The 24515-nt window shown below is 32.7% G+C and carries 21 protein-coding genes; 10 read left to right on the forward strand and 11 right to left on the reverse strand.

What is annotated here, in order from left to right; all coding sequences use genetic code 11:
- Positions 1–233: 233 nt before the first annotated feature.
- Positions 234–2012, forward strand: coding sequence for a 30S ribosomal protein S1 (gene rpsA / locus IEV15_RS09170; RefSeq protein ID WP_188362226.1), 1779 nt, complete (start codon positions 234–236; stop codon positions 2010–2012).
- Positions 2013–2157: 145 nt separating this feature from the next.
- A complete protein-coding gene (locus tag IEV15_RS09175) occupies positions 2158–2727 on the forward strand; it encodes a fasciclin domain-containing protein (protein ID WP_188362227.1) in 570 nt (189 codons plus the stop codon).
- Between the two features lie 147 nt (positions 2728–2874).
- Here IEV15_RS09175 and pheT read toward each other — a convergent pair whose 3' ends face one another.
- Complete coding sequence (pheT, locus tag IEV15_RS09180; protein WP_188362228.1) at positions 2875–5295, reverse strand: phenylalanine--tRNA ligase subunit beta; 2421 nt, start codon at positions 5293–5295, stop codon at positions 2875–2877.
- A gap of 103 nt (positions 5296–5398) precedes the next feature.
- On the reverse strand, positions 5399–6265 hold the full coding sequence (locus IEV15_RS09185) for a bestrophin family protein (RefSeq protein ID WP_188362229.1): 867 nt from the start codon (positions 6263–6265) through the stop codon (positions 5399–5401).
- Positions 6266–6361: 96 nt separating this feature from the next.
- Here IEV15_RS09185 and IEV15_RS09190 point away from each other — a divergent pair, with 96 nt between their 5' ends.
- Complete coding sequence (locus tag IEV15_RS09190; RefSeq protein WP_188362230.1) at positions 6362–6973, forward strand: trimeric intracellular cation channel family protein; 612 nt, start codon at positions 6362–6364, stop codon at positions 6971–6973.
- On the opposite strand, the gene IEV15_RS09195 is transcribed toward IEV15_RS09190, so the two are convergent.
- Positions 6963–8768: a T9SS type B sorting domain-containing protein gene (locus IEV15_RS09195; RefSeq protein ID WP_229734125.1), complete on the reverse strand. Its 1806-nt coding sequence runs from the start codon at positions 8766–8768 to the stop codon at positions 6963–6965. The two genes, IEV15_RS09190 and IEV15_RS09195, sit on opposite strands and share 11 nt — an antisense overlap.
- An 85-nt stretch (positions 8769–8853) precedes the next feature.
- Between IEV15_RS09195 and IEV15_RS09200 the strand changes: the two genes are divergently transcribed.
- Genes IEV15_RS09200 through IEV15_RS09210 form a run of 3 tightly spaced genes read left to right on the forward strand, consistent with a single transcriptional unit; the run spans position 8854 to position 12173 of the window.
- Complete coding sequence (locus IEV15_RS09200; protein WP_188362231.1) at positions 8854–9804, forward strand: GNAT family N-acetyltransferase; 951 nt, start codon at positions 8854–8856, stop codon at positions 9802–9804.
- A complete protein-coding gene (locus IEV15_RS09205) occupies positions 9801–10898 on the forward strand; it encodes a DegT/DnrJ/EryC1/StrS family aminotransferase (protein WP_188362232.1) in 1098 nt (365 codons plus the stop codon). The genes IEV15_RS09200 and IEV15_RS09205 overlap by 4 nt, the downstream gene beginning before the upstream one ends.
- Complete coding sequence (locus IEV15_RS09210) at positions 10899–12173, forward strand: O-antigen translocase (RefSeq protein WP_229734126.1); 1275 nt, start codon at positions 10899–10901, stop codon at positions 12171–12173. It abuts the gene before it with no gap.
- Here IEV15_RS09210 and IEV15_RS09215 read toward each other — a convergent pair.
- The 3 genes from IEV15_RS09215 to lysA all read right to left on the reverse strand — a co-directional run bounded on the left by IEV15_RS09215 (position 12170) and on the right by lysA (position 16329).
- A complete protein-coding gene (locus IEV15_RS09215; protein WP_188362233.1) occupies positions 12170–13585 on the reverse strand; it encodes an alkaline phosphatase in 1416 nt (471 codons plus the stop codon). The genes IEV15_RS09210 and IEV15_RS09215 overlap by 4 nt on opposite strands.
- A gap of 123 nt (positions 13586–13708) precedes the next feature.
- On the reverse strand, positions 13709–14980 hold the full coding sequence (locus IEV15_RS09220) for an Ig-like domain-containing protein (protein WP_188362234.1): 1272 nt from the start codon (positions 14978–14980) through the stop codon (positions 13709–13711).
- Positions 14981–15105: 125 nt separating this feature from the next.
- Positions 15106–16329 carry a diaminopimelate decarboxylase gene (gene lysA / locus IEV15_RS09225; RefSeq protein ID WP_188362235.1) on the reverse strand — a complete coding sequence of 408 codons (1224 nt, stop codon included), beginning with the start codon at positions 16327–16329 and terminating at the stop codon, positions 15106–15108.
- A gap of 252 nt (positions 16330–16581) precedes the next feature.
- Between lysA and sucC the strand changes: the two genes are divergently transcribed.
- On the forward strand, positions 16582–17778 hold the full coding sequence (gene sucC, locus IEV15_RS09230; RefSeq protein WP_188362236.1) for an ADP-forming succinate--CoA ligase subunit beta: 1197 nt from the start codon (positions 16582–16584) through the stop codon (positions 17776–17778).
- 68 nt (positions 17779–17846) lie between these two features.
- Here the strand turns inward: sucC and IEV15_RS09235 are convergent, their stop codons facing one another.
- Positions 17847–18305, reverse strand: a complete 459-nt coding sequence (locus IEV15_RS09235; RefSeq protein ID WP_188362237.1) for a DUF1456 family protein — start codon at positions 18303–18305, stop codon at positions 17847–17849.
- A gap of 149 nt (positions 18306–18454) precedes the next feature.
- On the reverse strand, positions 18455–19252 hold the full coding sequence (locus tag IEV15_RS09240; RefSeq protein WP_188362238.1) for an alpha/beta hydrolase: 798 nt from the start codon (positions 19250–19252) through the stop codon (positions 18455–18457).
- Between the two features lie 49 nt (positions 19253–19301).
- On the opposite strand from IEV15_RS09240, the gene IEV15_RS09245 reads away from it, so the two are divergent.
- Both IEV15_RS09245 and IEV15_RS09250 read left to right on the forward strand, forming a co-directional pair.
- Entirely contained in the window at positions 19302–19703 is a 402-nt protein-coding gene (locus tag IEV15_RS09245; RefSeq protein WP_188362239.1) for a TerB family tellurite resistance protein, read from the forward strand.
- Between the two features lie 41 nt (positions 19704–19744).
- Positions 19745–20152 carry a hypothetical protein gene (locus IEV15_RS09250; protein ID WP_188362240.1) on the forward strand — a complete coding sequence of 136 codons (408 nt, stop codon included), beginning with the start codon at positions 19745–19747 and terminating at the stop codon, positions 20150–20152.
- A gap of 40 nt (positions 20153–20192) precedes the next feature.
- On the opposite strand, the gene IEV15_RS09255 is transcribed toward IEV15_RS09250, so the two are convergent.
- Positions 20193–21776 (reverse strand): SulP family inorganic anion transporter, encoded by a 1584-nt coding sequence (locus IEV15_RS09255; RefSeq protein ID WP_188362241.1) that lies wholly within the window; start codon positions 21774–21776, stop codon positions 20193–20195.
- A 227-nt stretch (positions 21777–22003) separates the two neighbouring features.
- Here IEV15_RS09255 and IEV15_RS09260 point away from each other — a divergent pair, with 227 nt between their 5' ends.
- Positions 22004–22438 carry an Hsp20/alpha crystallin family protein gene (locus IEV15_RS09260; RefSeq protein WP_188362242.1) on the forward strand — a complete coding sequence of 145 codons (435 nt, stop codon included), beginning with the start codon at positions 22004–22006 and terminating at the stop codon, positions 22436–22438.
- A 49-nt stretch (positions 22439–22487) separates the two neighbouring features.
- Here the strand turns inward: IEV15_RS09260 and IEV15_RS09265 are convergent, their stop codons facing one another.
- Positions 22488–23546: a nucleoid-associated protein gene (locus IEV15_RS09265; RefSeq protein WP_188362243.1), complete on the reverse strand. Its 1059-nt coding sequence runs from the start codon at positions 23544–23546 to the stop codon at positions 22488–22490.
- A 159-nt stretch (positions 23547–23705) separates the two neighbouring features.
- Positions 23706–24245, reverse strand: coding sequence for an IS1096 element passenger TnpR family protein (locus tag IEV15_RS09270; RefSeq protein WP_188362244.1), 540 nt, complete (start codon positions 24243–24245; stop codon positions 23706–23708).
- Positions 24246–24515 lie beyond the last annotated feature (270 nt).

The raw sequence follows: 24515 nt of genomic DNA on the forward strand, positions 1-24515 counted from the left end.
CTATTTCAATTTAAAAAGATTCATTTTACTTTAAATAGATTTAAAAGACAACCCATTTTTGTTGTAATTCCCTCAAAAATAGTTTTGTAATTACAAAAAAGCTTCGTAATTTTGCACACCTTTTGGCGAAGAAGAGTTTCCATTGGGTATAAACTATTTATGTAAACAACTTCTGCTGTTTTCTATCGCTTTCAGAAACTCAAGAAAATACAGAATACAAATTTTTTATCAGCATGTCTGAAATTTTAAAAGAACAAGAAGCGTTTTTAGCAAACTTTAACTGGCACAACTTCCAAGAAGGAATTGATGTAGTAGATGAAAAAAACCTAAGAGAATTTGAAGAGTTAGTTGCTAAGACCTTCATTTCAACTGACAGCGAAGAAGTAGTAATGGGAACTGTTGTTCGTATTACTGACAGAGACGCCATCGTTGACATCAACGCGAAATCTGAAGGAGTTATTTCTCTTAACGAATTCCGTTACAACCCAAACTTAAAAGTGGGTGACAAAGTAGAAGTATTAATCGACGTTCGTGAAGACAGAACAGGTCAATTGGTATTATCTCACAGAAAAGCAAGAACTATCAAAGCATGGGATCGTGTTATTTCGGCTCATGATACAGGAGAGATTGTAAACGGTTTTGTTAAATGCAGAACTAAAGGTGGTATGATTGTAGACGTTTTCGGAATCGAAGCTTTCTTACCTGGATCACAAATTGATGTGAAACCAATCCGTGATTACGATCAATATGTAAACAAAATGATGGAGTTTAAAGTGGTAAAAATTAATCACGAATTCAAAAACGTGGTTGTTTCTCACAAAGCTCTTATCGAAGCTGATATCGAAGTTCAGAAAAAAGAAATCATTGGTCAATTAGAAAAAGGACAAGTATTAGAAGGTGTTGTTAAAAACATTACTTCTTATGGTGTGTTTATTGACTTAGGAGGTGTTGATGGATTAATCCACATTACCGACCTTTCTTGGTCAAGAATCAATCACCCAAGTGAAGTTCTTGAATTAGACCAAAAATTAAACGTTGTAATTCTTGATTTTGATGATGAGAAAACAAGAATCCAATTAGGTTTAAAACAATTAAACGCTCACCCATGGGATGCCTTGAATGCAGACTTGAAAGTTGGTGATAAAGTGAAAGGTAAAGTAGTAGTTATAGCTGATTACGGTGCTTTCATTGAAGTTGCTGAAGGTGTTGAAGGTTTGATTCACGTTTCTGAAATGTCTTGGTCAACGCATTTACGTTCGGCTCAAGATTTCATGAAAATTGGAGACGAGGTTGAAGCAGTTGTGTTAACTTTAGACAGAGACGAAAGAAAAATGTCTTTAGGTATCAAACAAATGACTCAAGATCCTTGGACTGATATTACTGCTAAATATCCTGTTGGTTCAAAACACACAGGTATCGTTAGAAACTTTACAAACTTTGGTATTTTCGTAGAATTAGAAGAAGGTATCGATGGTTTAATTTATATTTCTGATTTATCTTGGACTAAAAAAATCAAACATCCATCGGAATTCGTTAATGTTGGCGAAAACTTAGATGTTGTTGTTTTAGAACTTGATGTTGACGGACGTAAATTATCTTTAGGTCACAAACAAACTACAGCAAATCCATGGGACAAACATGAAGATGCTTATGCAGTAGGAACTGTTCATAACGGTGTTATTGCTGAGATTGTTGACAAAGGTGCTACTGTTGATTTTGGTGATGATGTAGTTGCATTTATTCCAACACGTCATTTAGAAAAAGAAGACGGTAAAAAATTGAAAAAAGGTGATACAGCTGACTTCAAAGTAATTGAATTCAACAAAGAATTCAAAAGAGTTGTAGCTTCTCACACGGCTATTTTCAGAGAAGAAGAGGAGAAAAATGTGAAAGCTGCTTCAGAATCGGTTGCTGCTAATAACAATACAAATGCTCCTGTTCAAACTCTTGGAGAAAACAACCAAATTTTAGCTGACTTAAAAGCTAAAATGGAAAAAGGAGAGAAGAAATAATTTATTGTTTCTCTATTATACTAATCCCCTCAAATTTTTGAGGGGATTTTTTTTGTTCATTTTTTTATTTTTATATAATTCATGATTTTTAAATCCAAACAAACTATATCACCGTAAATGAGAATATAACTTTAAAAAAAACATCATGAAAACTCAAAAAAAAGTAGCAACATTTGTAATGGCATTTGTAATGATTATTGGAACTTCAATTTTTGCCCAAACCAAAGAGAGAACTGTTGAAGTAGGTGGTGCTCCAATGTATCCCAGTAAAAATATTGTGGAAAATGCGATAAATTCAAAAGATCACACCACATTAGTGGCGGCAGTAAAAGCAGCCGGATTAGTTGAAACGTTACAATCAGAAGGACCATTCACCGTTTTTGCTCCAACCAATGCGGCATTTGATAAATTGCCAAAAGGAACCGTAGAATTCTTAGTAAAACCTGAGAACATAAAAACATTACAAACAATTTTAACGTATCATGTTTTAGCGGGTAAATTCAGTGCTTCAGATATCGTTAGTGCAATTAAAGCCGGAAATGGTAAAGCTGAATTTAAAACCGTAAGTGGCGGTAAATTATATGCTTCTTTAAGCGGTAAGGATGTTATTTTGATAGACGAGAACGGAGGAAAATCGAAAGTAACAATTAAGGATGTTAATCAGTCCAATGGCGTGATTCACGTTGTTGATGCTGTTGTCACTCCAAAATCTTAAACAAAATAAAACTAAAAATCATTTTTAATCGTAAATAAAAATGTGTGGAATATATTTAATGATTTCATGTTAGTTGTTATTTGTTTGTTTTTAAAAAGAAAACCACGCTTCTTGGCGTGGTTTTCTCATTTTTATATGTGTTTCATTTTATCTTAAAACAGCACCTAATTCCTTTTCAAAATTAGATTGTAGTTTGGTCATAATTTTATCAATTTGCTCGTCAGTTAACGTTTTTCCTTGATCTTGAAGTATAAAACTCAAAGCATATGATTTTTTTCCTTCTTGAAGATTTTTACCTTGATAAACATCAAAGAGACTTATTTCTTTGACTAACGTTTTTTCAGTTTGTCGGGCAATTTTGTAAATACTTTCAAACGTGGTGTTTTCATCTAATAAAAGTGCTAAATCCCTTCTAACTTCAGGATATTTTGGTAGTTCTTGAAATTTAATTTTATTAGAAATCAATTTTAAGATAAAATTCCAATTAAAATCAGCGAAAAAAACGTCTTGTTTTATATCAAAATATTTCAAAATTGGTTTTCTAACCGTTCCTAATTCTACTACCAAATCATTACCGGAATAGTAGGCAATTCCTTCGCCAAAAACGTCGGAGGTTACGGGTTTAGTTTCTAATTTTTGAATACCTAATCTGTTTACTATTGTTTCAACCAATCCTTTAAACAGAAAGAAATCAGAAGGTTTTTGAGAATTTGTCCAACTCTCAGGTTTGTCACTTCCGGTTACAAAAAGTGATAAATGCTTGTTTTCTTCATAACCTGATGGCATTTTGTGATAGCTTTTTCCAAACTCAAAAAGTTTCAAATCTGAATTTTTTCTATTGATATTATACGAAACAGCTTCAAGTCCTGAGAATAAAAGCGATTGTCGCATTGCTGACAAATCCAAACTTAATGGGTTTAGCATTAATACATTAAACTCTTCTCTTAAGTTTTCAGAAAGCTTAACATAATCGGGTTTGGTTAAAGAATTGGCCATCATTTCATGAAATCCAAAGGAGTTCAATTGTGCGGCAATGCTATTTTGAATTTTATAATCTTCCGTTCTACTGGAGTTGGAAACGGTTGCATTTAATTTTTTACTAAAATTGATGTTGTTATAACCATAAACACGAAGAATTTCTTCAATAACATCAATTTCTCTTTGAACATCAACACGATAGGATGGAATGGTTAATCCTAAACCGGCATCAGAAACACTATTTACTTTAATTTCAAGTGAAACTAAAATCTTTTTAATGGTTTCTTTTGGAATTTCCTGACCGATGATTTTATTGACATTATTATAATTCAGGACAACTGAAAAATCTTCGATTTTTTTAGGATAAATATCAATGATGTCAGAAGTTATTTCACCTCCGGCTAATTCTTTAATTAATATGGCAGCTCTTTTTAAAGCATATTCAGTAATTGTAGCATCAATACCTCTTTCAAATCGAAAAGAAGCATCAGTACTTAGTCCGTGACGTTTTGCCGTTTTTCTGATAGAAATCGGATTGAAATAAGCACTTTCTAAAAAGATACTATTGGTGTATTCGTTAACACCTGAATTTTTTCCACCAAAAACACCGGCGATACATAGCGGTCCTTTTTCGTCACAAATCATTAAATCATCTTCATGTAAAATTCGTTCAATATCATCCAAAGTGGTGAATTTTGTACCTGATTCAACTGTTTTTACGACTATTTTACCGTTTATTTTTGAAGCATCAAAAGCATGTAAAGGTTGACCTAATTCATGAAGTACATAATTGGTTACGTCAACAATATTATTTTTTGGTGTGATTCCAATTGCTTTCAATCTATTTTGTAACCAACTTGGAGATGGTTTCACAGTAATTCCGGAAATGGTCACACCACAATATCGTGGAGCCAATTTGGTATCTTTTACTTCGGCATCAATTTTTAAAGTACGTTTGTCCACTCTAAAATTGGTAACAGAAGGAGTTATTAATTCAGGATGTACATTTTTTAAAGTCATTCCGGCTCTTAAATCTCTTGCAACACCTAAATGCGACATCGCATCAGCACGGTTGGGTGTTAATCCGATTTCAAAAACTTCGTCATTTTCTATTTCTAAAATTTTTGCTAATGGCGTGCCGGGAACTAAGCTATCTTCCAAAACCATAATACCGTCATGATTATCGCTTAATCCCAATTCGTCTTCGGCACAAATCATTCCGTTGCTTTCCTGACCTCTAATTTTTCCTTTTTTGATGAGTAATTCAACACCTTCTTTATCATAAAGTTTTGTGCCAATTGTTGCAACAGGTACTTTTTGTCCGGCAGCTACATTACTGGCACCACAAACAATTTGAATGGGAGTGCTTTCACCAATGTTAACTGTTGTAATTTTTAACCGATCTGCGTCAGGATGTTTTTCACAAGTTAGCACGTCACCAACTACAACACCTTCAAGTGCTCCCTTAACGGATTGGAATTTTTCAATTCCTTCCACTTCAAGGCCTAAATCTGTTAATAAAGTCGCTGTTTCTTCGGCAGTCCAATCTGATTTTATAAATTGCTTTAACCAATTATAGGAAATACGCATAGGGTTCTATATTTATAGGATGCAAATATAGGAAATGCCTTTTGGTTAACGAAAATCTGAACTAAAAAAGAAGAAAAATAAACATCTAAAATTCTAGAAAATATTAATTCAATAACTCGATACAATTTTTTTCAATATTTTTTGCAATTTTTTCAGTTGGTAAATCATTTGGATCATCACCAAATGGATCTTCAATTTCTTCGGCGATCAATTCTAAACTGGCTAACACATAAAAAATAAATACAACAACCGGAATCACATAATACCCCAATTGAAATACATATCCAAAAGGAAGTGTCAAAACATAAGCAAAAATGAATTTTTTAATAAATGCACTGTAGGAATAGGGAATAGGCGTGTTTTTAATTCGTTCACAAGAACCGCAAACATCAGTAAACGATTGCATTTCGGAATTTAAAATTATCAATTCATCGCCTGAAATTTTTTTTGCTTTGTACAATTCATTTATTTTATTAAAAATAGCATGTGCAATTTGATTGGGTTTGTGTTTTTGATGATCAATTTCTAAGTCAACATCTTCAAACAATTGCAAACTCACTTCTTTGTTTTTTAAATGTTTTTCTAAAACAGATGCATAACTCGGAATTACCTTTTTAAAATATGCTTTATCGTCTTTATCTTGAAGAATCACACTTAATTTTAAAGCTAAATTTCTACTGGTGTTAACTAAATTTCCCCATTGTTTTCTTCCTTCCCACCATCTGTCATAAGCAGTATTGGTTCTGAAAACCAGTAAAAGAGAAATCACAAAACCCAGCATGTTGTGCATTATAGTAATGTTTTTTACATAACTAGTATCAGATAATTGCCAATATTCTAACTCTAAATAAGCTACAATGCCTGAATAAATTCCGATGAGTAGCATTATTGGAAATAGTTTCCGGAAGGTATCTCCTTTATGAAATTGAAAAATGAAAGTAAACCAATCTTTTGTGTTGTATGAAACCATAGTAATGGGTAAAGTTTAAATAATATCTTTGTGAAAGATTACAATTTTCAAAAGTAGAAATTCTTTTGCATAACAATTAACTTAACTGGATTTTTCATGCTTTATTTATTAGACATAATTGGAACCATGGCATTTGCGATTTCCGGAGTATTAACTGCGTTTCATAAAAAACTAGATCCTTTTGGTGTTTTTATAATTGCGTTTGTTACCGCTGTTGGAGGGGGAACTTTGCGAGATGTATTAATTGGCAGAACTCCCGTTGGTTGGATGCAAGATTTGAATTATGTGTATGCGATTATTATTGGTTTTGTTTTGGCATTGATTTTCAGAAAAAAATTAGACAAACTAAGAAAGTCATTATTGCTTTTTGACACCATTGGATTAGGTGTTTTTACTTTGATCGGATTAGAAAAAGGAATTGCTATTGATTTACATCCTATTATATGTATCGCTTTAGGAACGATGACAGCTTGTTTTGGTGGTGTAATTCGTGATATTTTGTGTAATGAAATTCCGGTAATTTTCAGAAGAGAAATTTATGCAACCATTTGTATTATTGGTGGCATTGTGTTTTTTGCTTTAGAATATTTTGAAGTTTCCAATGATTTGATTTATTTAATCACGTCTTTAGTAATTATATCCATTCGATTGTTTGCCGTAAAATTCAAATGGTATTTGCCAACCATCGGAAAAAATGTTATCTCGTAAGATACAAATAGCCCACAAATGGTGCTAAATAATCGGGGTCGTTCAATTCCAGAACATAATAATAAGTTCCTTCGGGAGCATTGCCACCTTGAAATGATTTTCGTTCTGTAACTTCACCTTGCCAAAAAGGGTCGTTATTTCTTCCTGTCCATAACAAAACGCCCCATCGGTTGTAAACAAATAGTTCGTAATTCAAAAAAATGTCTTTCAAACCATCAATAAAAAAGTTGTCATTAAAACCATCATTGTTAGCTGATATAAAATTGTAAATAGTTGGAGGACAATTTCGGGTTTTTAAATCAAATGAAATTATGCTGAAACAATCCTCATTTTCAATTCGTATATAAATAGTTTTTGGTGTGGGTTGAATCGAATAGTTTGTTGGATTTAAAATTTGATTTTGCAATAAAAAGGCATCATTTTCACTTTCATAAAAGGCAATTTCTTCTGCGGAATTAGTGATAAATTCCTCAACATGGGTTATTAAATCGAATGTGCCAAGGCTCAAACCTTCGTTACAACTAAATAAATCGGGAATTGAAATGGTTTCAGGGCTAAAAATTAATTCAATAACAATTTCATCGCTATTGTTGGTTTCATCAATTTCAGAAACAATTCCGGTCCCGTTTCCGATATCATCTACCACAAATGTTAGTGTAAATTCGCCCTCAATTTCAATCGGAATTTGAATGACAATTGTTCCTGACTCTGATGCTCCAATTTCGATTATAGTTGTTGTTTCTGTGGTTCCAATTAAAATATCATTTGCATAAATTGCAATTGGTGTTTCACTTGGCAAAGGATTTGTAGCAGTTGCTAAATTATAAACAGTATAATCAACGGTTATAAATCGCGAATCACAGTTTAATGTTACAGAATCAGTCTCTATCACAGCATCTGGCACTTGACTGTTTAGTTTGGTAACCACAGCATTTATCATCACAAAATCCTGACCTGATGTTAAAGCAATTTCTGCACTACTATCGCCAGGTTGAATATTGTTTTGAATGTCATAAACATCTAAATCCATGTTGTATAAAGTTGTGCTTCCTGTAAAACTATTTGTACCGTTAAAAGCATTGTTTGCAGGATTCAAAGGTGGATTGCTCAAAATCGATCCGTTTATGGTTAAGGTTTCGTTTACGGCAATGCCAACATCACCTTCCCAAGCCAGAAATCCAATTTTGGCTCCAACATCATCGATAACATTTAAACTGTTTAAAGTAATTTGAAGTTCTTGAGGAACACCTTGTAGTCCGTCATAAACATTAATTTGATTGAGCGGTAAATTATCATTTTTATAAATAATTATAATGGCCCATCCGGCAAAGTTTGTTTTAACTATAAAATGTTGAGCCAAAAAAGAGGAAACATCCAAATCTGAAAAAACATAAGAACCGTTACCTGTTTCACTTACATAATCAGTGATATCAACAAAAGCACTGAAATAATCTAAAGTCAAACCACTGCTAATTCTTTGATGGCTAAACGTTCGTTCGGCTTGAAAAGATATGTTATTTAGTTTCACATCAAAATCGCCGGTACCACTTCCGGCCCAATATAAATAGGCTTTAACAATCGAATCGTTTGCCGATAAATTTAATGAAGCTTCAGAAGTTGATAAAATGTTAGGTTGTGTTTGAAAAGTATTCTCCATCGGATTCAATGTGTTTCCGATAAAAGTAAAATCAAACCGGCCGTTAAATTGCTGATACAATGAAACATCTTGTCCGAATAGCGAACTCATCCAGAAATACGATAGGCAAATAACAAAAATGTTGTATTTTCGTTTCACAGTATAGATTTGGAAAATTGTCCTAAAGATAAGGATATTTATAATTATATTTCATTTCTTTACTTGAGCAACTAAATTTTTAAGTTTGAAAAATATAACGGTAAGAAAATACAATTCTTCTGATTATCAGCAATGGAATACTTTTATTTCAAATGCAAAAAATGCCACTTTTCTTTTTCATCGTGATTTTATGGAATATCATAAAGACCGATTTGAAGACTATTCGTTGCTTTTTTTTGATGATAAAAATCAAGTAAAAGCTGTTTTTCCGGCTAATAAATCAGGTGAGGTTGTTTTTTCTCACCAAGGATTAACTTATGGAGGTTTGGTGTTTTCAAAGAAAAATAAAGCAGAAGAAACTGAACAGATGGTTCAATTGCTTTTGGATTATTTAACTGCTGATTCCGTAAAAAAAATAATTGTAAAGTTACTTCCAAGTTTATACAACCAATTAGCAACCAATGATTTTGATTATTTTATTTACCAAAAAGGAGGTGTTTTATTTCGCAGAGATATGAATTTAGCAATCAATTTGAAATGCGAACTTCAAATTTCAAAGAGCAAATTAAAACATTTTAGAAGAGTTTCAGAGACAGGTCTTACCATTGTTCAAGAGAGTGATTTTAGCAATTTTTGGAATTTGGTTTTAATACCTAGATTGAATGAAAAACATCAAGCAAGTCCGGTTCACACTTTAGCTGAAATTCATTATTTAACTTCTAAATTCCCGAATAATATCAGACAGTATTCTGTTTATGAGGAAGATGAAATTATTGCCGGGATAACTGTTTTTGAGTCTGATTATGTTGTAAAATCACAATATGGGGCAACAACAAAAAGAGGTGAAACAACAAGAGCTTTAGATTTTCTATTTATTCATTTAATTGAAAAGTACAAAAACGAAGGAAAATCATTTTTTGATATGGGAATTGTTAATGAAAATGAAGGTAAAATTTACAACAAAGGTTTAATAAGTCAAAAAGAAGAACTGGGTTGTACAGTCTATAATCAAGATTTTTATACTATTTTGTTATGATTAAGTTTTTTGATTTACAGCAATATAATACAACTTTCGAAGTTGATTTTCAAAATAAATTACAAACTATTTTGTCAAAAGGTTGGTATATTTTAGGGGATGAATTAAAAAGCTTTGAAACCAATTTTGCAGCATATTGTGACACCAATCATTGCATTGGTGTTGGAAACGGATTGGATGCTTTGGGCTTGATTTTAAAAGGATATATTGCTCTCGGAAAATTAAAAAAAGGTGATGAAATTCTCGTTCCTGCAAATACGTTTGTTGCCTCAATTTTAGCCATCCTTCAAGCTGATTTGGTTCCTGTTTTTGTTGAGCCACATCCTGAAACGTTTAACATTGACCCGAAGGAAATAGAAAATAAAATTTCAGCCAAAACAAGAGCAATTATGGTTGTGCATTTATACGGACATGTTGCTGCGATGGATGTTATAACAAAAATGGCTCACCATCAAAATTTATTAATAATTGAAGATGCAGCACAAGCTCATGGAGCTATTTTAAACGGAAAACGTGCCGGAAATTTAGGTGATGCCGCTGCTTTTAGTTTTTATCCTGCAAAAAATCTTGGTGCTTTAGGCGATGGTGGTGCAATTACAACAAATGATGATATCTTGGCAGCAGTAATTCGTTCTCTACGAAATTATGGTTCAGAGGAAAAATATGTTTACAACTTTGAAGGTATAAATTCAAGATTAGACGAAATTCAAGCTGCTTTTTTAAATTTGAAATTAAATGATTTAGATCGTCATAACAATTTACGCCGATTGATTGCAAAAAGATATTTAACAGAAATAAAAAATAATAAAATTAAGTTACCGTTTTATGATGGTTCAGAAAATCATGTGTTTCATTTGTTTGTAATTCAAACAGAAAATCGTGATGAATTAAAATCATTTTTAGCTTCTAAAAAAATTGAAACAGCGATTCATTATCCCATTCCACCACATTTACAAAAAGGACTTTCTGAATTTAATAATTTGTCATTACCTATAACAGAAAAAATGCACAAAGAGGTTTTGAGTTTGCCAATTAGTCCTTTGTTGACGGAAGAAGATGTGAGTTATGTTATCGAAATTCTAAACAGTTATTAATTGTCACTATTCAATCAAATAAGGCAATCGCAATTATTTAAAGTTTCTTCTTTAAATAGTTTTAGTGTTTTGTTAAAGATTGGAATCGGACTCATTACTTCAAAAGTATTGGCTGTTTTTGTCGGTCCAAGCGGATTGGCTCTTGTTGGTAATATGCGAAATTTTGTTTCGCTTTTTGAAAGTTTTGCAACACTTGGTTTTCAGAATGGAATTATTCGATATGTTGCTTCAAATAAAGATGATAAAGATAAATTAGCTTCTTTTATTTCAACCGCTTTGATTGTCTTAATTGGATTGGCTTTTTTATTGAGTTTGTTGTTGTTTTTTGGAGCAGATTTCGTCACATCGCTTTTGTTTGAATCCGGCAGTATTTATAGTGTAGCAATAACAGTTTTTGCCATTACTTTACCCTTTCATTCTATTTCTATTTTTTTAATCTCCGTTTTAAATGGTTTAGGAAAATATCAAAAAGTAATCTACACTACCATTATTGGTAATTTACTGGGTTTGTTTTTTACTGTTTTTTTGGTCACAAGATTATACACTTTAGGAGCTTTGTTGGCTATTGTTATAACTCCGGCACTATTGTTTGGGGTTACTTTGTATTTTCTAAACAAAGAAATAAAATTACTGCAACTAATTAAATTTCAGTTTTTTAATTGGAATAATTTGAACCATTTGTATTCGTTTACAGTAATGGCTCTTTTTACAGCAATTGTGAGTCCGCTAGTGTTTTTAATACTTCGAAACTATATCATTGATACGATTGGATTGTCAGAAGCCGGTTATTGGGAAGCGATGAGTAGAATTGCTACTTATTATTTTATGTTTTTATCAACATTACTCACCGTTTATTTTTTACCAAAATTATCTGAAGCGGTTTCAATAGATCAAACCAAATCTGTTTTTCAAAAGTATTACAAAACTATATTTCCTGTTTTTGTCTTGGTTTTGTTTGTAATTTATTTTTTGCGTTTCTTCATTATTAAATTACTTTTTACAGACGAATTTTTGCCCGTATCCGACTTGTTTATTTGGCAATTACTTGGAGATCTATTCAAAGCAGCATCCGTAATTTTAGGTTACGAATTTTTTGCTAAAAAATTAACTAAAGCCTATTTGATTACTGAAAGTTTATCGTTTGGATTACTATTGTCATCAAGTTATTTCCTTATTCCAAAGTTTGGAATAGAAGGTGTCGTGATGTCTCATTCTTTAACTTATGCGTTATATTTTCTTGTATTGCTAGTTTATTTTAGAAAATCATTGGTTTAAAATTTATTTTCTACCTCAGCAGCTTTCAGCATAAAATAATGTAAATCGGTATTTTTGATAAAAGGTTTTAATTCTTGACTTCCCGGTCCAAACATAGCTAATTCAGTATAATCAGCAGAATGATCACTACTTATCCAACCCACAGAAGTTCTTGATTTTTGAACTTGTGCAAAATAGTCAAAAGGTAATTTTTTGTAATTATATAATCCATCATCACCTTTTACTAAACCTTTATAATAGTTTAAAATAGTTTGAGCTTCATCATCATTTGGAACGAAGTTATTGGCAAACTCAATACGTTCTTTCACTTGTGAAAGTGTTGACTCTGGAGTTAAACCATGTAGAATCCAATCGTTGGTATGTTTGAATTTTTGAACACTATCAAAATTATCATTCACATTTTTTCCGTAAATCAATCCCGGATTTGCATTTCCGTGATCGGTTGTAATGATTACTAAGGTTTCTTCCTCTTTTTCAGCAAAATCCATAGCTGTTTTTATTGCATCATCAAATGCCACTTGGTCGTATAACAAACCGGCAATATCATTGGCATGAGCGGCCCAATCTACTTTTCCGGCTTCCACTTGCAATACAAAACCGTTTTTGTGGTTTTTCATTCGATTAATTGCTTTCTGAGTCATTTCTGCCAGAGTAGGTACTGAATTTCCTAAGTCTTTGATGTTTTCTCGGTCAATAGAATAGGGAAGGCCATCATCAAAAAACACTCCTAAAATAGGTTTGTCATCTGACGTGGCAAGCATTTCACTTCTTGTTTTTGCCACTTGATAGCCCGCTTTTTGAAAAGCAGCATACATGTCTTTTTTATCTTTTCTGGAATTAGCGTCAAAATATTGTTGACCACCGCCCATCATAATGTCAAATTTTAAATCTAAATAACTTTCAGCAATATCGGCTTGACTGTTTCTACTTTTGCTGTTGACACAAAATCCTGCAGGAGTAGCATGTGTGATTGGAACTGTTGTCACACAACCTGCCATTTTTCCGGCTTTTTTGAATTTTTGCCAAATTGGTAAATGTTCTTCACCGTTTATGCCAATGTTTAACGCTCCATTTTTTACACGAAAACCTCCACCCCACGAAGAACTGGCAGCTGCTGAATCGGTTACAATTGAAGATGCCGAAGCCATATCCATCAGAGCACGAGTTACTTTATTTTCACGATAGAGATTCAACCAATTAGAACCTTTTCCGGTTTTTCTATCTAAATAAATATCGGCCATGTTTAAAGTTCCGGAACTCATTCCGTCACTTACTAAGAAAATAATATTTTTAGCTTTTTTTCCTTTGTATATAGGTATCTCGAGTGGTTGAGCAACACTTGAAAATGGATTGATTAGTGTTGATCCTACGGTGAAAAGTGCTCCGTTTCTAAAAAACTTTCTTCTGTTCATGCGATTATTTTTTTCAAATATAAATAAAGCAATCGAAGAAATGGTTATCATTTTGTTATACTAACTTAAATTTAAGAATAAAAAAAGCTCCTTAAAAAGGAGCGATTTATTAGTCTTGGAAGTTTATTTTTTATGAATTTTAACTAGTTTGCTTTCGGTTTCACTTTGAAGTTCAATTAAATAAAGACCACTGGAAAAATTATTCATATCCACAGAGAAATTATCTGATTTCACCGAAGAATTATGAAGTAACTGACCTGTTAAAGTATATATTTTATATGAGTTGATTGTGGAGGTATTTGAAAAGTAAACAGTATCTTCAGTTGGATTGGGATAAAAAATTATATTTTTAAAGATACTTTCTCCAACATTTAAATCCGTCGTCACAAATACAGCTTTTAATTCGCTTGAACATCCATCAATAGATTGACTAACGTAATACGTTGTTCCTTCAACTAAAACCGTTGAAGTAGGTATTGTAATAGTACCATTTGCATCGCTATACCAAGTTAAATTTGTTCCCGTTATACTTAAATCAGCAATAGTTTGACCATTTGTAAATACTTGTGTGTTTTCACCAACAGGTAAATCCGGAGAAGGAGTGACTACTAATTGAACTTCTGTTCTTTGTGAAGTACAAGTTGTTATTGGAGAATAATTCCAATTGTAAAAAAAGTAATATACACCCGGGTTAGTATTTGCATTGTTTATTGTTCCTTGAGTTACAGCTCCAACGGAGCCTATCGGGTAGGGAAATGAATTAGCACTTAAATCACGAATCATTGATGGATTACTTACAGCCAGAAGTCTATAACCATTACCTACCGGAATTGTAAAATTAAGAGGAACAGTATATTGAACCGGATTACTTCCACTTCCACCCGGAGGGGTTGCTACACTTATGTTTTCCAAAATATTCAAGTTGCTGTCTTTTAATTGAATTACCAAGGTACCTGGTGAAGTTGAAGATAAAAAAACATCCACAGAATTTAACACAAAACTTTGTGTAACGTTGAATTGTAAACCCCATGGACTTGTTCCTGCTGAAACTATGGAGCCACTTGTACTGGTTGGATTTAATTTTGCACCTCCCGAAACAGGTGTGCCAATTCCTTGTGATTGAGCTTCTGCCCAAATAGATCCGGATTGATTTAATATACCTGTATTAAAAGAACTTCCTGTACCCAAAAGTGTTCCATTAGTGGCTGCATTATACCAAGATATTGCTGTTCCGTCAGTAGAAGCAGTAACTGTTGCAGACGTACCACTACATATTAGTGAAGGAGCAGATGTGTCGCTAATAACCGGAATTGTACAATTTTGCCCAATTAAACTAGAAGGAATAAGTAAACCCAAATTAAGAACCAATAAAAAAGAAAAGTAATTTTTTTTCATAGTTATAGTTTTAGATTATAAGGTACTAATTTAATTATTTTTTTTAATAATCAATTGATTTATTGTGGATAAGGCAAAAAAAAGTCGGAATAAATCCGACTTAATCTAATTATTTATCAATCAATTTATAGTACTAAACTCTTTTCAAATTCAAAAACTACTTGTCCACGTAAAATGTCTTCCATAGTTTCTCTTTCACGAATTAAATGTCCTTTGCCTTCAAACCATAATACCTCAGCTGGCTTGAACCTTGAGTTATAATTGGATGCCATCGAAAAACAATAGGCTCCTGCATTTCTAAAACATAAAATATCTCCTTCAGTAATTTCGTTGATTCTTCGGTTATTAGCAAAGGTGTCTGTTTCACAAATATAACCAACCACAGAATAAAAACGTTCTTTACCTTTTAGATTTGAGATGTTTTCAATTTGATGATAAGAACCATACAACATCGGTCGGATTAAATGATTGAAACCACTGTCAATTCCAGCAAAAACTGTTGAAGTAGTTTGTTTAACCACATTTACTTTGGCTAAAAAGTATCCGGCTTCACTCACTAAAAATTTACCCGGTTCAAAAGCAAGTGTTAAAGGACGACCATATTCTTCTTCGAATTTATTGAAGCGTTTTGATAATTTTTTACCTAATTCCTCCACATTCGTTTCAATGTCATCTTTTTTATAAGGCACTTTGAAACCGCTTCCAAAATCAATAAAGTCTAATGTTTTGAAATGTTTTGCCGTTTCAAACAAAATTTCAGCAGCATATAAAAATACTTCAATATCTAAAATATCTGAACCAGTATGCATGTGAATTCCGTTGATATGCATGTTAGTGTTTTCAACAATTCGAAGCAAATGTGGTAGTTGATGAATCGAAATACCAAATTTGCTATCAATGTGTCCTACAGAAATATTAGTATTACCACCAGCCATAACATGAGGGTTGATTCGAATACAAACCGGAATGTGAGGATGTTTGGTTCCAAATTGCTCTAAAATCGATAAATTATCAATATTGATTTGAACTCCTAATTCCGCCACCATTTCTATTTCTTCCAATGATACACCATTAGGCGTAAAAATGATACGAGATGGTTCAAAACCGGCAGCCAATCCCAATTGCACTTCTTGATAGGAAACCGTATCTAATCCCGAACCCATTGAATGGAACAATTTCAAAATAGAAATGTTTGATAATGCTTTTACAGCATAATTTATTCGTAGTCGATTAACTTTCGAAAACGAACTGGTTAATCGGTTGTATTGTGATTGAATCTTTTCTGCGTCATAAACATACAATGCACTTCCAAATTCTTCTGTTAAATTGAGCAAATCTTTTGCATTCATACTTTTTCTTTTTTGCAAATGTAGTCTGACTGCAAGAGTTTACAAAATCATTACGTGATAAATAACAAATAATAACAAAATGTTATTAATGTAACTTTTTAAGATTTAACTGTTATATTTATTAAGTTCGTTAAATAGAATAGTATTCCTTTTCATCTTACTATTTGCAACAATTAATAAAAAAAGGTTAGTCAATTATAAATTAGTTTGCTATTTTTGTGGCACTTTTTAAACAGACAAACTCATTTCAATATGAACATACACGAATACCAAGGAAAAGAAATTTTGGCCAGTTATGGCGTACGAATTCAAAGAGGAATTGTTGCAAACAGTCCAGTTGAAGCAGTAGCTGCAGCAAAACAATTAACAGCAGAAACCGGAACAGGATGGCACGTAATTAAAGCTCAAGTTCACGCTGGTGGACGTGGAAAAGGTGGTGGAGTGAAATTGGCTAAAAACTTGCAGCAAGTGGAAGAAATTGCTGAACAAATTATTGGGATGCAATTGATTACGCCACAAACTTCTGCTGAAGGGAAAAAAGTTCACAAAGTTTTAGTTGCTGAAGATGTATATTATCCAGGAGAAAGTGAAACTTCAGAATTTTATATGTCCGTTTTATTAAATCGTGCAACAGGTAGAAATATGATTATGTATTCTACAGAAGGTGGAATGGATATTGAGGAAGTTGCAGAACACACACCACATTTAATTTTTACTGAAGAAATTGATCCAACTGTTGGTTTACAAGGATTTCAAGCAAGAAGAATTGCTTTTAATTTAGGTCTTTCGGGAACTGCTTTTAAAGAAATGGTGAAGTTTGTTGATAGTTTATACAACGCTTACATTGGTTCAGACGCTTCGATGTTTGAAATCAATCCGGTTTTGAAAACTTCAGATAATAAAATCATGGCTGTTGATGCTAAAGTAAACATTGATGACAATGCACTTTACAGACAAGCTAAAATTGCTGATATGCGTGATGTTCGTGAAGAAAATCCAATTGAAGTAGAAGCAAAAGAAGTAGGTTTAAATTATGTTGACCTTGACGGAACTGTAGGTTGTATGGTTAATGGTGCCGGATTAGCAATGGCTACAATGGACTTAATTAAATATGCAGGTTATGAGCCGGCAAACTTCCTTGATGTAGGAGGAACAGCTGATGCAAAACGTGTGGAAACTGCTTTTAGAATTATCTTGAAAGATCCAAACGTTGAGGCAATTTTAATCAATATTTTTGGTGGAATTGTTCGTTGTGACCGTGTGGCTCAAGGTGTCGTTGATGCTTATAAAAACATGGGCGATGCTATTAAAGTGCCAATTATCGTACGTTTACAAGGAACCAATGCTGAAATTGCAAAAGAATTGATTGACAATTCGGGAATGCCAATTTTATCAGCAGTTCAGTTTCAAGAAGCAGCAGACCAAGTGAAAGCAGCTTTATCTAAATAAATTAACAGAATCAATAGATGATATAAAAAATCCTGAGTGAATGCTCAGGATTTTTTTATTAAGGATATTTATTTCTTTTTTGGTTTACCGTTGTTGAATTTTACTTTTTCAACGATTTCAATTTTCTTCTCCGGTTTTTTCTCACGAGATTTCGGATTGGAAGCCGGTTTTTTCTTAAATGGAGCTTTTGGAGTAGTATTTGATTTAACAAACGGTTTTCTATCTTCTTGCTTCGTTTCTCTATTTTCTATTTTCTCACCACCAGTAGCTTTATGACTTTTAATCACATCTATTGGGTTTTTAGGATTTTCTTTTGTGCCACGCAAGTGAATGACTAATCCATTTAAAAAATTACGCAAAACCTGATCGCCACATTCCATAAAATTCGGATGGTCTTCATTGCGGAAAAAAGCTCCTAATTCTGCTTTAGAAATTCGGAAATCTACCAATTGCATGATTTCTACGATTTGGTCGTCACGCAATTGTAAAGCGACACGTAGTTTTTTGAAAATATCGTTGTTGTTCATTTTTTCTTTTTGAGTTGCTTAGGAACTAAGGTTCTGAGTTTTTTAAATTTTTTGTAAATGTACGAAGTAAAAAGTATTTCGAAGATTTATTCACAGAAAACCCGCATCAAGTACCCGCAACTCGAAATCTGCAACCCGCAACTTTCTAACTATTTTAATAGCCACATAACTGCTTCACCAAATTGTTCGCTCCACATTTTTTCGTTATGTCGTCCTTCTTTAATAATTACTTCCTTTGTCAAATGGTTGCAATCTGAACGGTTTTCATATATTATTTTTGTCATTTGTTCCATGTCAGAAACCATGTCTTCGCTTTCACTATCACCACATAGAAAATAAAGTTTGGCCTTCGATTTTTTAGCCTTCTTTGCGTAGTCAAAAATATCTTTTGTAAACCAAAAAGAAGGGGAAAAGACACCTGCATTGCCAAATACTTTCGGATATTTTAAAACGGCATAAAACGAAACCAAACCACCCAAAGAACTACCAAAAATGGTGGTGTGTTTGGCTTTCGTTTTGGTTCTATATTTTAAATCTACTTGTGGTTTTAAGGTTGAAACAATAAAATCTAAATAAGCATCAGAATTTCCACCGCCGTATTCCTCATGTTTGAAAGGCGTTAGTTCTTCTAGTCGTTTGTCATTTCCATGTTCGATACCAATCACAATAACCTTTAATTTTAAACTATCTAAAGTTTCATCAACTTTCCATTCTCCTGCATAGGAAGTTTTGGCATCAAATAAATTCTGGGCATCATGCATGTAAATTACCGGATAACTTTCACTTGATTTTTCATAACCCAACGGAAGATATACCCATATTTTTTTAGTTACGTTTAGTTGTGGAGCTTCAATATCAAAAGTAGTATAGCGTTTTTGTCCAAACACCTTTTGACTGAATAGAAAGAGTAGTACAAAAACGATAATTAGGGAGAAAATTACTTTCATTGTTTGAAAAATTATTTGAAAAAACTAAATTAGCCAAAAATAAGGTTTTATGATTACCTATAAAGAAAAATTAAGTTTAATTGGCGATATGATTGAACTGTCAAAAGTTGATGGTAAATTACACGAAAGAGAATACGAATTTATCAAAATGGTAGCCGATGATTTGAAAGTTAGAGATGCAGATTTTGATGAATTGTTTAAAATTCCGAATGAACTTTTGGTATTTAAATCAGAATTTAAACGCATTGAACATTTTTATCGTTTGGCTTTACTTTCTCATTGTGACAATCATCACCACGATAGAGAACATGAATTTCTGTATCAATTGGGCTTGAAATTGGGTTTAAATCCATTCTCAATCAAACGCGTTTTACACGAAATGGAAAAATCACCTACGCGAATGGTGGAAGCTGATTTATTGTTTGGTATTTTTAAGGAGCAACATAATTAGATATCAAAAGTCAATAGTAACTTCAAAAGTCAATAGCAATTATGGAAATCATCAAAGATTACTTTTTTTGGATTATCTTCTTTGGAAGTATTCTTGTTCTATTTTTAATTAGAATACTAACTCGAAAGCCAAACTTGATGCGTTCGATGTATGAACAAACAGTAGAAATTTCATCCACCGAAAAGAGTGTTAGTTTATTACAAGAAGCAATGAAAAGAGCTGGTTTTAAAGATGTTAATTTCAATTCTGAAGACCAAAAGTTTTATGCTTCTACCTCTTTTTCAATGAGTTCTTGGTTTGAACATATCGAAGTTAAGATGATTACTTTGGATAATAAACTTCAATTACATTTTAGTTCAATATGTGGTTATCCTTATCAAATTTATGACTGGGGAAAAAACAAAGAAAACTTTGAACGTTTTCAAAAAGAGTTGATGAAAATGACCTAAATAAAAAAGCCTCGATTAAATTTTCGAGGCTTTTTACTTTTTATAACGGCGAATTGTCAATGACCACTTTATAAGTTGGATCTTCCATGATGTTGACATCAATAATTGCTTCTGCATTTTTTAAGAGATTGATACAATCTTTACTTAAATGCCTTAAATGCACTTCTTTCCCTTGTTTGGCATAGCGATGCGTAATAACGTTAACCGCTTCGATAGCAGACATATCGGCAATTCTACTTTCTTTAAAATCAATAATAACCACTTTTGGATCTTCTAAAATATCAAATTTTTCAGAAAAAGCTTTAGTTGAACCAAAGAATAACGGACCGAAAATTTCATAATGTTTTACCCCATTTTCATCCACATATTTTCTGGCACGGATTCGTTTTGCATTTTCCCAAGCATAAGCTAAAGCGGCTAAAATAACACCAACTACTACTGCAATAGCTAGGTTATGGGTAATAGCAGTGATTAATGTTACCAAAACCATCACCACCACATCAGATGTTGGCATTTTTTTGAAGGTTTTTAAACTCGCCCATTCAAAGGTACCGATGGCAACCATAAACATCAATCCGACTAAAGCAGCCATTGGTAATTTTTCAATGAGACTAGAACCAAACATGATAAAAACCAAAAGCATTATTGCGGCTACAATTCCTGAAAGTCGAGCTCTGGCACCGGCAGATGTATTAATTAAACTTTGTCCAATCATCGCACATCCTCCCATTCCTGAAAGTAATCCGGAGAAAATATTAGCAGTACCTTGTGCCACACATTCGCGATTACTTCGTCCGCGAGTTTCTGTAATTTCGTCAATTAAGTTTAACGTCAACAAACTTTCAATTAAACCAACTCCCGCAACAATAGCAGCATAAGGAAGAATCAATAAAAATGTTTCTGTTGTAAATGGAATAGTAAAATTGGAAAGAGGAGGAAATCCACCTTTAATGGTTTCACCTTCGTTCAAAGTATCTGCAACGGTCATTGTGTCAATTCCAAATCCGATAACGATGGCTGAAACTACAAGTATTGCAACTAAAGAAGACGGAACTACTTTGGTCAATTTAGGTAAGCCCCAAATTATAAACATGGTTACTAAAACCAGTCCTAGCATCAATAAAAAAGCACTTCCTTCCAATAAATTATTTGTTCCTTTTTGGTAGAAGTTTGGAAATTGAGCCATAAAAATAATGATAGCCAGACCATTTACAAAACCAAACATAACAGGATGTGGTACCAATCGGATGAATTTCCCCAGACGGAATAAACCAAATAAGATTTGAAAAATACCTCCTAAAATTACCGTGGCAAAGACATATTGTAAGATAGTTTCCTGTGTAATATCCGGAAACGTATTTTTAAGTTCAAGAATTAAGCCTACAAAAATTACAGCAATTGCACCCGTGGCACCTGAAATCATTCCGGGACGTCCACCAAAAACTGCGGTAACTAATCCCATTACAAAAGCAGCATATAAACCTGTAAGTGGTGAAAATCCCGCAATCATGGCAAAGGCAATTGCTTCGGGAACTAATGCTAATGCTACGGTTGTACCGGAAAGAACTTCTATTTTGTAATCAACTTTTTGACGTAAATCGAATAGGTTGAATAGTTGTTTCATTTTAAAAAATTTAAAGAGTGCAAAAATAGACTTATTAAAAAGGAATACCAAGCTAGTTTTTTGATTAATGAAAAAATGTCAGCTATTTATCTTGTAATCAGTTGGTTTAACTGAAAAAATGACTTGATTTAGGTGGTTAAAATGCCATCTTGACCGAAAAAATGATTTGGTCTGTTTTTTGTCATTTTAGTAAGTGAAAACAATGTTTAATTTAAATATTTTAAACCATGACACTAGTTAAAACAAACAACCGATTTGCGTTTCCATCATTAATTGATGAATTTTTGAAACCCGACTGGATGGGTGGAATGGAACGCTTTAACGTAAATGTTCCTGCTGTGAACATCAAAGAAACCGAAACCAATTTTGTTGTAGAATTGGCCGCTCCCGGAAAGAAAAAAGAAGATTTCAACATTGAATTAGATGACAATGTGTTGACTATTTCTTCTGAAGCAAGTGTTGAAAACGAAGAAAAAGACAAAGATGGAAAATACACTCGTAAAGAGTTTAGCTATTCTTCTTTCAAACGTGCGTTTACTTTACCGGATATTGTAAATGAATTTGACATAAACGCAACTTATGAAAACGGCGTTTTGCACATCACTTTACCAAAACGTGAAGAAGCATTGCCAAAACCCAAAAGAATGATTGAAATTGGTTAACCGTTTTTTTAAAATGAAAAATGCACTCGTTGGAGTGCATTTTTTTTGATTATGATTTTTGTTCTTTATTAAAATAAACCAAGTAGTAATACATTTGCTTTTCCTCATCCCAGCCTTTTTCAACAAATTTTTCAGCACTTTCAGGGTTGATGAAATCAAGTTTAATTTGAATGTTGGTGTCCAAATTAATTACGTTTTTAATTTTCTTTCTTGCATCAGAAACTGCAGCATTGGCAATCGGGAAATTGGTTACATCTTCAATGCTGTATTTTTCGCCTTTATCCACTTTGTAACTTTTGAATTCAGGAATCAAGTCAGGATTATCCATAACTTCATTCAAGAAATTGGTTTCTTCAAATTCATCGTTCTTGGCAAAATAATTCACGGAACGATTCATGAACATCACTTCTTGTTTTTTATCTTCGGCAGGAAATACTACATCTTTGGCAAAATCCTGACAGAATTTCAAATACTTTTTAGTGATAAAATTTTCATCTTGAAAAGCATCTACGCTTAAAAAATGTTCCAACCAATAACGAGCATCGTATCGATTGCTGTCAACCGTTAGAATTTTATAACCTTCGTCTTTTTTGTAATTAAAAATCAAACAACCTTTATCCAATTTATTCAAATTGATGCCGTGTTGAAGCAACATTTCTAAATTTGTCCCTTTTTCTTCAAATTGTAAAAAGTCAGATTGCAACTCACTTTTGAATACGCCAATCGCATCCACTTGATTGTTATCAATCGTTAAATGTGTAAAATGAACGACATAAACTTCACCATTTTTAATGTGCGGATGATTGGATTGTTCAAACAAATGTTTCGTAATTTTTTTTGAAACATCATGAATCGTTGATGGATTTTCAAAAACTTCCGAAGCCAATTTAAACATATCGTTGTATTCTAAATCTACTTCATGAGCAAATTGATAATAGTTTTCTTCTTTCTCACGAAATGATTTCAGGAAAAACTCTTTCAATAACGGCGTAATTTCATCATTGGTTTGATATGGTTGTTCCGATAAAAAAATAGCTTCGTTACGACTTTTGTTTCCAACTCGGTGGATGGATAGGGATTCGATGTGGGCGTTGAAAAGGTTGATCATATTTTTTAGTTGCTGAGTTGCTGAGATACTGAGTTGCTAAGTTTTACTTTGATTCGTCAACTTTTTTGATGAATGAAACAAGCATAGCTTCTAGTTCTCTACTGAACTCGTATAATTTGTTAAATTGATTTTCGTTTAATTTTTTTTGATTTCAGATATTTAATTCCAGTTTTCCTCAAACCCAAAATCTTCAAAAGAGTCATCTCCGCCTTCAAACATATCCAAATCGTCTTCGTCTAAATCGTCTTCAAATTCGGAAAACAAAGAATCGTCATCAGCTTCAAAAGTTGGGTCGTTGGCTCCAAGCGGCATAAATCCATGGGAATATAGTAGTTCAGGATAAGTAGCACCAATTTGTTTTTCTTCGATGGCGGCTAATTCAACCAGAAACGTCCACATGTTCAGAAAATCATACACATAAATAATTTTGGTTTGCTTTTCATAAAGCATATCTTCCAACGCTAAATCGCTCATGATTCGTATTTCACCCGGAACATCGCCGGTATCAAAAAGCGGAATTTCATCTTCTTGATTCCAGTTGTCATCACAGGTGTAAAACGAAGCCATCTCACTTCCGTCAAAGCCAAAAGCATTCACAATGGCATTGTGTAAATCTTCTAAAGTATCAGTGTTTTCAATGGCTAAATCTCTAAAAACATCATCTTCGTTGTCGAGTATTACTCGTAATTTGTAAATCATTGTCGTTGCATTTTTACGGAAGGCAAAAGTAACGATTATTTGCGATTTGTGATTGAGGTTTTTTAGAATTGTTTATAAATTAATACTATGTAAAAAAGTAAAACTTCTTTGATTTGACAATTAGAAATCTAATTTATAAGTTTTCTAATTTAAGATTTGTATAGTGTTACGTAACAAATGTTACAGCTTATCTATTTATGATTCTATATGTTTGTATACAAAATTTAAATTTTGAATTTCATTTAAATTTTCACATATAAAACATTATTT

The sequence above is a fragment of the Flavobacterium orientale genome (genome assembly GCF_014638005.1).
GTDB lineage: Bacteria > Bacteroidota > Bacteroidia > Flavobacteriales > Flavobacteriaceae > Flavobacterium > Flavobacterium orientale.